The 10,251-nt window shown below is 60.0% G+C and carries 13 protein-coding genes; 1 reads left to right on the top strand and 12 read right to left on the bottom strand.

The window, feature by feature from the left end; genetic code table 11:
* The 6 genes from AC1DUU_RS12585 to AC1DUU_RS12560 all read right to left on the bottom strand — a co-directional run.
* Positions 1–1,499: tape measure protein (locus AC1DUU_RS12585; RefSeq protein WP_476783757.1), on the bottom strand; the 1,499-nt coding region annotated here is incomplete at its 3' end.
* Between the two features lie 193 nt (positions 1,500–1,692).
* Positions 1,693–2,055 carry a hypothetical protein gene (locus AC1DUU_RS12580; RefSeq protein WP_476783756.1) on the bottom strand — a complete coding sequence of 121 codons (363 nt, stop codon included), beginning with the start codon at positions 2,053–2,055 and terminating at the stop codon, positions 1,693–1,695.
* Positions 2,056–2,057: 2 nt separating this feature from the next.
* Positions 2,058–2,492 carry a phage tail tube protein gene (locus AC1DUU_RS12575; RefSeq protein WP_476783755.1) on the bottom strand — a complete coding sequence of 145 codons (435 nt, stop codon included), beginning with the start codon at positions 2,490–2,492 and terminating at the stop codon, positions 2,058–2,060.
* A 39-nt stretch (positions 2,493–2,531) separates the two neighbouring features.
* Positions 2,532–2,942: a DUF3168 domain-containing protein gene (locus AC1DUU_RS12570; RefSeq protein ID WP_476783754.1), complete on the bottom strand. Its 411-nt coding sequence runs from the start codon at positions 2,940–2,942 to the stop codon at positions 2,532–2,534.
* Complete coding sequence (locus tag AC1DUU_RS12565) at positions 2,942–3,349, bottom strand: HK97-gp10 family putative phage morphogenesis protein (RefSeq protein WP_476783753.1); 408 nt, start codon at positions 3,347–3,349, stop codon at positions 2,942–2,944. Before AC1DUU_RS12565 ends, AC1DUU_RS12570 begins: the two co-directional genes overlap by 1 nt.
* On the bottom strand, positions 3,349–3,711 hold the full coding sequence (locus AC1DUU_RS12560) for a head-tail adaptor protein (RefSeq protein ID WP_476783752.1): 363 nt from the start codon (positions 3,709–3,711) through the stop codon (positions 3,349–3,351). Before AC1DUU_RS12560 ends, AC1DUU_RS12565 begins: the two co-directional genes overlap by 1 nt.
* Positions 3,712–3,781: 70 nt before the next feature.
* Between AC1DUU_RS12560 and AC1DUU_RS12555 the strand changes: the two genes are divergently transcribed.
* The gene (locus AC1DUU_RS12555; protein ID WP_476783751.1) at positions 3,782–4,237 is read left to right on the top strand and encodes a Ros/MucR family transcriptional regulator; all 456 of its coding nucleotides are present in this window, start codon (positions 3,782–3,784) and stop codon (positions 4,235–4,237) included.
* A 165-nt stretch (positions 4,238–4,402) separates the two neighbouring features.
* Here AC1DUU_RS12555 and AC1DUU_RS12550 read toward each other — a convergent pair whose 3' ends face one another.
* The 6 genes from AC1DUU_RS12550 to AC1DUU_RS12525 all read right to left on the bottom strand — a co-directional run.
* Positions 4,403–5,014, bottom strand: a complete 612-nt coding sequence (locus AC1DUU_RS12550; RefSeq protein ID WP_476783750.1) for a head-tail connector protein — start codon at positions 5,012–5,014, stop codon at positions 4,403–4,405.
* A 2-nt stretch (positions 5,015–5,016) separates the two neighbouring features.
* Positions 5,017–5,277: a hypothetical protein gene (locus tag AC1DUU_RS12545; protein WP_476783749.1), complete on the bottom strand. Its 261-nt coding sequence runs from the start codon at positions 5,275–5,277 to the stop codon at positions 5,017–5,019.
* A gap of 61 nt (positions 5,278–5,338) precedes the next feature.
* Positions 5,339–6,610 (bottom strand): phage major capsid protein, encoded by a 1,272-nt coding sequence (locus AC1DUU_RS12540; RefSeq protein ID WP_476783748.1) that lies wholly within the window; start codon positions 6,608–6,610, stop codon positions 5,339–5,341.
* A gap of 46 nt (positions 6,611–6,656) precedes the next feature.
* On the bottom strand, positions 6,657–7,247 hold the full coding sequence (locus tag AC1DUU_RS12535; protein ID WP_476783747.1) for an HK97 family phage prohead protease: 591 nt from the start codon (positions 7,245–7,247) through the stop codon (positions 6,657–6,659).
* Positions 7,237–8,550 (bottom strand): phage portal protein, encoded by a 1,314-nt coding sequence (locus AC1DUU_RS12530; RefSeq protein WP_476783746.1) that lies wholly within the window; start codon positions 8,548–8,550, stop codon positions 7,237–7,239. Before AC1DUU_RS12530 ends, AC1DUU_RS12535 begins: the two co-directional genes overlap by 11 nt.
* Positions 8,550–10,251: terminase large subunit (locus tag AC1DUU_RS12525; RefSeq protein WP_476783745.1), on the bottom strand; the 1,702-nt coding region annotated here is incomplete at its 5' end. The genes AC1DUU_RS12530 and AC1DUU_RS12525, both read right to left, overlap by 1 nt.

Below are 10,251 nucleotides of genomic sequence, written 5' to 3'. Positions count from 1 at the left end.
CTCCTGAAGTCCTCCATGCGCGATCGAAGTTCATCCTGGCTATCGGCCAGCTTGGCGCTTTCGACACCGGCGGTCGCATACTGATCGGCAAGCGCGGCAATCTCAGCCCGTAGTTGGGGCGTGATCTTTTTGCCAGCTTCCTCGGCCGCGTTCAGCAATTCGCGTTCCATGCGCGCCTTCTCGGCGGCATAGCCATAGTCATCGATCAGCGGATTGAGCTGGCGCTGCGCTTCAGTCTCGGCGACCAGTTCGGCCGTCGTTTCGGCGATGCGCTGCGACAGTCGCTGATATTCGTCGGCACGTTCCTTGGCGGATTTCTTGCCTTTCCCGGACCCGACAGGTGGGTCGAAATCCTTCAGTGACACAGTCGACTTGGTCGGGGTTGCAAAGGCCTCGTCGATGCGACGATCAACCGGGCTGGTGACAGCCTCGCCCTTGCCGCTTGCGACGGCGACCTTTTCAGGCCCGATAGTAGGCGAGCGGGTCATACCGTATTTGGCGAGATTTTCCGGGCTGTTGAGCCCGAAATAATCATTGAAATTCTTGAAGATATTGGCGTTTCCGACCCTGTTCAGAAACGTCTCCAAGGCGTCTCCGCCGCGCTGTATCTCGGCAATGAAGCCGGACATGTCGAATGCCGCGATAGCGTCAGCTATATTTGAGAGGCCTCCGGCAAATCGCTGGCTGGCCCCCGTGGTCTTATCGAATTCACCGGCGGCCTTGATGAGTGCGTTCCAGAGTTTTTCGGTTGACTGGCTCGTCGTAAGGGCTGCGTCCGCGACCTTGGCTTTGAGCGTCGCACTACCGGCTTCGAATGATCGAAAGAACGCCTCAGACGAGACCTTGCCGTCCACTACCAGTTGACGAAGCTTGGCAACCGAGCCGCCCGCCTCATCCAGGCCAGCCGCCGCCGCCTGGGCGATAGGCAAGGCACCCTCAAGGATGCTGTTGAACTCTTCAGCTCGAACCGTGCCAGAGCCGAGCGCCTGCGACAATTGCAGCAACGCGCCAGACGCGGTCTGCGCATCGGTTCCAGCCACCCGGAGCGCCAGGGCGACATTGTCGGTGAAACCGAGCAGTTCTTCGGTCGAAACGCCAAGTTCTTTCTGGACGATTGCCGCTCGGCCAAAAAGCGTCACCAGGCTTTCGAGCGGCGCGGCGTTCCGCTGGGCGCTTTCGAACAACCGATCATAGACCCGGGTCAACTCCGCGCCTTGGAGGCCGGCGACTTTCAGCGCGTTTTGTATGCGGGTGGAGGCATCAATAAGCTGTTGCGCTTCACGAAGGGTAAAAGCGGCAGCAAGGCCGGCCACCATGCCTCTTGCCGAGCGCCCGATACCATCGAATGAACGCCCGATCTTCTTGCCGAGACCATCAAACTGACGTTCGATTTTCTTGGTGCTGGCACTCGTGTCACCTTCGAGCTTCTTGAGTGCCCTTCGCATTTGTGCAGTATCTGCCGAGATCGACAGAACAAGCTGTTCAAGGTCTTGGGCCATCAGCCATACTTCTCCAGCAGCTTCGCCATCTCGTCATCGCTCGGCGCTTCCGGTTGTGCCGGTCCACGGTGCATCTCATTGAACGCATCGATCGCATCGAAGAACTCGCCGACCGTTGCCGCCCAAAAGTCGACTGGGCGCCATTGAAGCGGGCCAACTGCCGTGCGCAGCCACTCCCGCCATGGAAGGGTTTCTAGGCCTTCATTCGACGACGTCTTGGCGCCGCCTCGCCGGCGGCTCCGACTTTTCCCGCGTCATCGCCGAGGTGGTGACCGAGGGCTGTGGCAAATGCGGTCTTGCAGGCTGGAAAGTCGCGCAGCTTCAACTCTCGCATAGCCGCCGCCGCGTCGCCTTTAATGGTCAGATGCTGGACGCCGGCCATTGTCGCAGCGATCTCCACGCCGAGCAGGCGCTGATACAGATCAACGAACGACTTGCAGTCCAGCGCAGTCGACACTGCAGCAAGCCGCCCGATCTCGGCCGCGATGACCAGATCCACGGAGCCGACGCGTAAGGCAACTTCGCCCCGCGCGCCATTGACGGAAATATCCGACATGATCAAACCTCGGCAACGAAGGCTGGCGGGCTTGCCGGGTTGAACGTAGCGGAGAAGTCCATGTTGCCTTCCATTTCACCGCTGAATTCCCAATCCGTCACGTACCAGGGGCCTGTATAAGTGCCGTCGCCGGGAACGATGATCTGGGCGTTGAAAACCTCTCCAGCACGAACATGGTCGAGAAGTTTCTTCGAGTTTGCGCCGGAAACAAACTTGCCGTTGCCGGAAAATGTGCGGCTCTGGATGCCAGGCTCGCCTGTCTTGATGACTGGGCCGCCAGGGTTGTTGCAATCTGGAATAGTCGTATCGACGTCGTTGGCGGACATGCTGAAGCTGCGAGTGGTCAGGCCGCAGAGATTGGAAAAGGTCTCCGGGCCGGGATCGGCGTCGTCATTGCCGATTTTGATCAACAGGGTACGTCCCTTTTGCTGGGGCATGGTCGTTTCCTTTCGTGGGATGGTCCGGCAGCGCCGGGATCAGTTGGATTGCGTGATCGCTCGAAACTCGACGACACCATGGCCGGTGAGGCCGTCCGGGTCGTAGAAGACGCGCTCGCCTCGGTGCTCCAGCGTCACGAGGTGGTTTGACGGCAGAGCGAGCGGATAGTCATGCAACGCGACGGCCACCTCATGCGCAATGGCACGAGCGTCCTGAAGCGGGTCCATCCCGTCGCGCGTCCAGACATGGACGTTCATGGTGATCTCGGTACCGGTGACACAAGTGGCGTCGTCTCGAATGCCAAAGGTGTCGAAACCAGCGATCTGCGGAAAGTCTTCCGTTTCTGGCCGGCGATAGTTGATGCGTGCCCCGACAAGCGCCGTCACGGCCGGTGCGGCCCGGAGCCGCGCCATTGCGGTTCCGACCAGTTCGCGTTGAGGTGAGGCCATTAGGATTTCGCCTTGCGGACTGCCTTGTTGACCGCCCCCGCCACTTTGCGGCGGATGCGCTTTTTCATGCCGCGATAGGTTGGAAAGACGTGCGGCTGGGCCGCCATCTTGATGGTGCCGAACTCCAGAAACCGCCAGACGTAGTCAGCGAAGATGCCGGTTGCATTCGGGTCTTTCGAGGTCGATCCGAGCACAGCCTTCTGCGACTTGTCGGCCAGACGTCCCCCCTCGATGCTGGCGCGATAATCACCGGTTTCACCGAGTGGAGCTCTCATTTCGATTGCTGTCGCCAGTTCTGTCGCGGCCTCAAGCTGGGCCGTTGCCGCTTCCTTCTCGGCGTCCGGCACAAGCTTGCGCAATCGGCGCATGACAGCTTCGCGACCGAGCATCTTGGCCTTGATCGCCATCAGCTCGCCGTCCCCTGCTCGACAAGCAACTCCAGCCATGCGCCCCTGTCGTCGGGATCGGCCAGCGACTTCACATTGAAAATGCGCTTGGCATCGTTCGCGTCGACCAGTCGCCAGCCGGGTGTAATCTGCCGCGTCACGCTGCTCTGCCGGATCGTGACGATATACGGCTGCACACCTTGCAATCGGCCAGCTATGACGGTCTCGCCGCCATTGCGCGGACGAAAGCCGGCGCGAACCGTGAACTGTGTTGCCCAGACACTGCCACCCGGAACCGGATTGTTGAATTCGTCGGTCGCCGGTCCCTTGACCTGGCAGTGGATACGATTTCTCAGTTGGCCGGCGCCCGAACGTTTGACCATCAACGAGTCTCTTGTTTTGGAGGACTTAGCGCTGTAGTAAAGCCGCTGGCCTTACTTACTGGAGCGAATTATGTCTGATATGGAACTGGTAAATCAAAACGCGTTGATCGAACTAACTGCAGACGTTATTTCGTCTTATGTCTCGAACAACCCAGTTCCCGCTGCCGAATTGCCGAGCTTGATTGCCAGCATTCATGCGTCGCTGACAACTTTGAAAGCGCCGCAGACCGCGCCAGAAGAAAAGCAGGTGCCAGCCGTATCGATCAAAAAGTCGATTACAGACGATTACCTCATCTGCCTCGAAGACGGCAAAAAGTTCAAGTCGCTCAAGCGCCACTTGGGAGTGCACTTCAACATGACGCCTGACGAATACCGTACCAAGTGGAACCTGCCGTCGGACTATCCTATGGTCGCACCGGCCTATGCGGCCGCACGTTCGGCTCTAGCCAAGACGATGGGCCTCGGACGCAAGCCCGGCGCCGCTGTAGCGGCAAAGCCAGCCGCTAAGGTTCGCAAGGCAAAATAGCCTGACCCTTTCGGGGTGCCTTTGTGGGCACCGCTTTCCCGGCTGCGATCGCCGCCTCGCCGCATGCCGTCGTCACATTCTGCGTCGACGGCTGAATGACCTGTGACCAGGTGTTGTTGAGTTCGGGCGGCGACCAGCGGAACACAGCGGTGAAGCGGACCCACATCACGCGATCCGTCCGACACGGAACCTGTTCACGATGGCTTCGTAGCCAAACGCGATCTCGGCAGGCACTTCACCTACGACCGAAGTTTCGCGGTTTTCATCCCAATGCGCGATCAGCATCAGCATCGCTATGCGCAGGCTTTCAGGGATCATCTTCAGGTCGACCGGATCGGCACCGGTGCCAGGAAACCCAGCTACGAACTCGACCGTGACCGCATCATACATCTGGCGCGCGGCGGGCCATGCCTTGCCATAGGCAGGCGATATGAACGCCTCGAACCGATCAGCGCGCCATTGATAATCACCGGCGCTGAGCGTCTGAGCCGTGCCGGTGGCGTCCATGTACTTGATGGCTTCGATCGACAGGACCGGGCCCATTGGTATCCGGATTTCTGCAGGGAAGCACTCGAGTTTGAGGCGCCAGCCAGCTGACATGATTGCAATACCGGCACCGTCCGGTCCTTCGACCATTTCCCGAGCAGCTTTGATGCACCGCTCGAGGAATGGCTTGTCGTCGTCATTGCCCTGGTCGATCCGAAGCTGCTCTTTGACTTCGGCCAAGGTCAGCGCCTCGGCCGCGGGCTGAGCAATGCGCTCGATCCGGTTCCACATGGCTATGCCGTCGGGGCGGCAAGCTCGGGCATGTCTGCCGTGCCCACCTCGGTCGATGGTTCCGGCGCCGGCTCTGCCTTTTGGTCACGCGGACCCTTAGGCGCCTTTTCCGGAGCAACCTTCACTGCCTTCTCCGGAGCCGCTTCATCGCGCACAAGCGACGCTCGCTTTGCACTAAACAGCACCGTAGCTTCCTCGACCGGAACCATGCGGATATCGCCGCTCAGGTGCAGTTTCACTTTCACGAATTTGGTATCGGTCATTGTATTCTCCTTTGGTTCATAGAGCGGGCGGACCGGAGCCGCCCGCCTTGATGAGCCAAAATCAGGCCTGCTTGAGGTGCTTGATTGCCCGGCTGTCCAGCAGTTCGCCGTCGAGGCGCATGAAGGCGATAAAGCCGACCTGGAGCGCGTCCATGTAGCGTTCGCGCAGAGCGATCATCTGCATGTCGCCGACACGACGGACGATGTACTTGCTGTGATCACCAAAGATCACAGTCTTGTTGCCGGTGGCGAGCGACGCCATGGCCTGGTTGACCTTGTAGGGTTTGCCCAGGATCAAATCCGGCGCGCCCTTGGTCACGTCGCCCATCGCCCAGAGATAGTTGCCCTGGCCATCCTTCAGCTTGCGGATGGAGGCGAGCGTGGTGTCATTGAACTGCCAGTAGCATTTCGGCGATGACCGATAGGCAGGGTCAACCGAATGCTGCAAGTCGATCAGCTCGTCACCGGTGATCGCAGCCACCGCCGCAGCGGTCTTGCCCAGCGACGAGGCCGCAACCACGCCGAATGGCTTGTTGGTTCCGTCGCCGACGGTCAGAACGTCATTGCCGGTACGCCCAAGCCGCTCGCCRAACAAATCGGTCAGCAGTCCTTCCATGGAGAAGAAGCTGTCCTGCAAGAGCTCGAGTGACACCTTCACGACCTTCGAGTCATAGAGGTAGGCGTTGAGCGTCTTCTGACCCAATGTGACATCGCCGCTGCCATCGTCGGTCACAGCGCCGTTCTCGGTATGCTGCTCGCCGCGCTGGGCGGTGTCATCGTTGGTCGGCCACGGGATAGGATTACCGCTGGCGGTCGGATACTGGCGCGCGACATTTTCGTCGAGCATCGGCCCCCAAGCAGCAAGAGCCTTGTCGATCTCGGCAGAGAACCCCTGCGGAATGGCATAGCCGCCCGCGGTGCCTGGCGCCGTAGCCTGGGCGCGAAGCTCGACTTCCTTGTCGCGCGAGCGACCGGACACCAGGACGCTACGCTCCTCGGGAGCCAGTTCGGCGACTCCGAAGCGCATCGCTTTGGTGAACACGTCCTTGTACTCAATCACGCCGTCGCCATCACCGTTGCGCACTTCACCGTCGCCGCCTTTTGGCCGACGCGGGTCACCGGCGTTGGTACGCTTTTCGGCATCTTCGAGCTTCTGGAGGCGTTCCATGCGCGTGCCGATCTGGTCGTGTTCGGCCATCATGCGGTCGAATTCGCCTTCGATCTCGGCAGCGCGTTCCGCCGGCGTTTCGGTCTTGATCTCGTCGAACTTTGCGCGAGCGTTGGTCGCAATACGAGCCTGCTGCTCACGCAGCTCTTTAAGCTGAGTGCTCATTCTGTTTCTCCGGATTGTCGTGATGGTGAATAGGCAGCAGCAGGGGCTACTTGCCGTTCTCTCGCTCTCTGAGGGCGAGGTGCATTCGCATGCGCCGACGTGCTGCCGCCGCATGGAAATTCTGGGTCTTACGAAGCTGTTCTCGGTGCTTTTCCAACGACCGGAGGCCGATCTCGGTACCGTCGTAGGCGGGATCAACGACGATAGAGACGTCGAAGAGATCCACCTCGTAGACATGGCGAATGGGAATGTCCCCGGTTTCGTCCCATGCCTGTCGGGTTGCCCGGAACGCAAACGACATCTTGTCGAGGTCGCCGCGCTTCATCTTGGGCACGATCCGGGCAACGTCGGGATCGGTTGCATCCAGTGAACTGTCGACCTTGAGGCCGTGGCCGTCCTCGGCAAGCGTTAAAGTGCCCGACCGAGTCCGCGCCAGCGGCAGTCCAGTATGATTGATCAGAAACGACACGTCGTCCCGCCCGATTGCCGCGCGGAAAGCGCCTGGGTGGATGATCTCCTTGAACAGGCTGCCTATGATGGCCGGCTGATTGAACACAGCTGCATAGCCAGAGACGTTCACCGCACCGTCATCGGCCCGAAACTCGGCGGGTAGACCGCCGCGGATTTCACGCTGCATCGTCGTTCTTCCCTTCGTTCTCGTCCAATGGCGGGCCGCCGTTGTCACCAATTCCGCGAACCGGCACCTGCCCAAGTTTGTCAATCGGCAGCATTGCGCCCTGCATGTGAAGTTTGGCGGCAGCACCTCCATGTGCTGGCCGGTTTTCCATCTCGCGCGCCTCATCTGGGGACATCTGGCCAGTGGTGATCGCGCGGGCATAACCTTCCATGCGGGTCTTGAAATCACCGCGCAGGAGACCGTCGACATTCATCTCGACGTACTGTCGGTTGTTGCCTCGGCCGAAGAGCTTCAGGTTCAGCTCCTGTTCGAATTGCTCAATCCAGCGTCGCAAGGTGTGCTTCGTCAGCATCAAGTCTTGCTGTTCGGTGTTGGTGAATGTGCCGTGGGTGAGATCCTGCAAGAAGACAGGAGGCAGGGAATAAATGCGGGCAATCTGCTCGATGACGAAGCGCTGGAGGGCGACGAGCTGGCTCTTCTCGGGGTCCACGCCGATCGGCGTAAGCGTGTGGCCAGTCGGCACCGAGAGCGCCAGTTTCTTCTTGCTTGCCGCCTCACGGACGGCCAATTCCATGTCGGCGCTGGACCGCTCAAGAGCGCCGGGCGAGTTGAAGGGCCCAGTGAGCACGAACGGCGGTACGCCTCCATTCTGGAAGAACTTCGAGCCGTAGTCTGTGGCCGCTATCGCCAGGCCGATGGCATCCTTGTTCGACAGGATCGGTGAACGATGCCCCAACATGTCAGCCTTGAGCATGAATGCGAGGTCGATGATTTCGGCCGCCTCATATCGGTGCGTCTTGCGGCCGTCCCGATGCTCGTAGAACTTTCGCCCTTCCTGTCTTTTGACCGTGGTCTTGCCTGGCTCCAATGGCCAAAGGTTCGTCACCTTGTTGAGTGCGTTGCGCTCGATGAACGTGTACGTCCTACCGCCGGTGAACACCTGATCGAACACGTGTTTCCGCCAGTCGAACGACGACAGTTCGTCATTCACCGCGTCGTGCAAGATGGTGGCAAGACCGCCCTTGACCTTCTCGCGCCCCTTTTCCATCCGGCGAAATAGATGCAATGGCAGACCGGCCAGAGTGCCTGACAGGAAATTCACCGCTGCCCAGACCGCCGGCACACCAAGCGCCCTCTCGAGTGTCACGGTGATGCCTGTAGTGGAGACACCCTGCAGTCCCAGGAACTCGACGATGCTCGCAGACGAGATCGGAACCCTTGGGTCTTCGATCGATGCGCGCTTTTCGAGCGCGGCTGAGACGGCTGCTTCGATTTGGCGTTGATTTGGTCCGAAGATACCCATTAGGCCGCCTGATATTTAAAGTTGGGATCATCCCAGGGTGACGTCGCAGGTGCCCCGCCGAGCTCATTGTCAGCGGCACCGGCGGCCATCGCCGTTGTGACCAGACCGTCGATGCGACCGCGAGATCGCTTCTTGTCGAACGCCCGGTTGCCCTGGCCGTCACTGTCGAGGAATGCGTTACCGGCGCACATGTAGGTCACCGGCGAATTGTCGATGGTGATCGTTCGGGCAAGGATGCGGTCTTCCAATTTTTCTACCGAGCGCGGCATGCAAAGAGCGCGGTCTTCGAAGACGATGCGCTTGCCTTGGCCATGGGCGATAAGCTTCAGGCCCCGACCCTCGGGCTCATCCGGGCCTTTGAAACGCCACACCGGAAACCCGATGTCCTCGCACGCCGCAATGAAATCAGCCATGCCGGCCGGATCAAATGCCAGAAACTGCACGTCGTGTTCAGCGACGAGCTCTTTCACCCTGGCTGCAACAAAGGTCTTGTCGATCACGGCCCCAGGCACCGCAGTGAAATCTATTGCCGGATCCGCGTCCCACTCAACGTATTTAGCGTTGTCGGCGAGCGCGCGCTCTTTCAGCCCGCTTTGTGTCGTCCAGTACCAGGTCTTTGCGTAGAGATGCCCGTCATCTCCAATCCAGATCGCAGTCAGCGCGGTCAGATCATTCTTGTCGGACAGATCGAGCGACAGCCAACACTTGCGACCCTTCTGCTGCTTTACGTCGACAGCCGCTTGCACTGCCGCCCAAGCTTCTTCGGCAATCCAGAAATCCGCCGACCCGATCGGAATGCCGAAGTACAACCGCTTGACCGAAAACGCCGTCGACAGCAGCACGCGCGCCGTATTGACCTCACCGCGGATATTCTCAATCGGAAACGTAGTGCCAAGCGCCGGCAGTGCCTTTGGCCAGCAATCCTCGTTGTCGAACACCTTCTCACGATCGGCCTTGTCGACACGAGCAATGAAGGCGAAAGCCTCATCGTCGAGAACTTCGCCGGTGGTGACCTTCTGATAGAACTCCGAGTAGTCGGTGCCGACGATCTGTGTCGAAGCCGGTGTGTTCGTGCCGAGCAACATCAGGGCATCGCCGGGCATCTTTGCGATGGCACGTTTCCACGTTTCGATCGAGGTATTCGACTTGAACTCGTGGATCTCGTCGGCCGCCACCAGCGTCGGGCGCGGGCCGGAGATGGCCTCGCCATTCGCGAGCGACTGAAACTTGCTTCCCGAGTCCGGAAACTCGATTTTCCAAGCGTTGTCGCCTTCGCCGCGGATAAGGACTTCGCAGCGTGAAACGAGCGAGTCGTCTTCGTCTTCCTCGCCGCCGGGGATATTGGCGCGGCACATGGCAACTGCGTCTTTAAACAGAACGTTCGCCGTCGCGCGATCCTGACCGATGGAATAAACCTCGGCACGCTTCACGCCGTAGAAGCCCCCCATGTACAGCCCGGTGGCCGCCATCCATGGGCTTTTGRCCTGTCCCTTCCCAGTCTCGACCCAAGCAGATCGAAAGCGCATGCGGCCGCTCGCCATGCGCCAGCCGAACAGCGACCCACTGCAGAAGACTTGCCAGGGCAGCAGATGGAACGGCCGACCTTCATGCGCGCCGGCTGTGATGCTCAATACAGCAGGCGAAAACCCAATCGCACGCGCCGCAGCATCAGGGCGCCAATGGAGCCCGCGTGCCGTGCCG

It is taken from the genome of Aminobacter sp. P4_H6_2 (assembly GCF_056400805.1).
The sequence above is the reverse complement of the archived record's forward strand: the minus strand, read 5'-3'. Positions and strand labels throughout refer to the sequence as shown.

Excerpts from the sequence above, each read along its gene's own strand:
- AC1DUU_RS12580 (WP_476783756.1), bottom strand. The coding sequence starts at position 2,055 with ATGTCGGATATTTCCGTCAATGGCGCGCGGGGCGAAGTTGCCTTACGC.
- AC1DUU_RS12575 (WP_476783755.1), bottom strand. The coding sequence starts at position 2,492 with ATGCCCCAGCAAAAGGGACGTACCCTGTTGATCAAAATCGGCAATGAC.
- AC1DUU_RS12570 (WP_476783754.1), bottom strand. The coding sequence starts at position 2,942 with ATGGCCTCACCTCAACGCGAACTGGTCGGAACCGCAATGGCGCGGCTC.
- AC1DUU_RS12565 (WP_476783753.1), bottom strand. The coding sequence starts at position 3,349 with ATGGCGATCAAGGCCAAGATGCTCGGTCGCGAAGCTGTCATGCGCCGA.
- AC1DUU_RS12560 (WP_476783752.1), bottom strand. The coding sequence starts at position 3,711 with ATGGTCAAACGTTCGGGCGCCGGCCAACTGAGAAATCGTATCCACTGC.
- AC1DUU_RS12555 (WP_476783751.1), top strand. The coding sequence starts at position 3,782 with ATGTCTGATATGGAACTGGTAAATCAAAACGCGTTGATCGAACTAACT.
- AC1DUU_RS12550 (WP_476783750.1), bottom strand. The coding sequence starts at position 5,014 with ATGTGGAACCGGATCGAGCGCATTGCTCAGCCCGCGGCCGAGGCGCTG.
- AC1DUU_RS12545 (WP_476783749.1), bottom strand. The coding sequence starts at position 5,277 with ATGACCGATACCAAATTCGTGAAAGTGAAACTGCACCTGAGCGGCGAT.
- AC1DUU_RS12535 (WP_476783747.1), bottom strand. The coding sequence starts at position 7,247 with ATGCAGCGTGAAATCCGCGGCGGTCTACCCGCCGAGTTTCGGGCCGAT.
- AC1DUU_RS12530 (WP_476783746.1), bottom strand. The coding sequence starts at position 8,550 with ATGGGTATCTTCGGACCAAATCAACGCCAAATCGAAGCAGCCGTCTCA.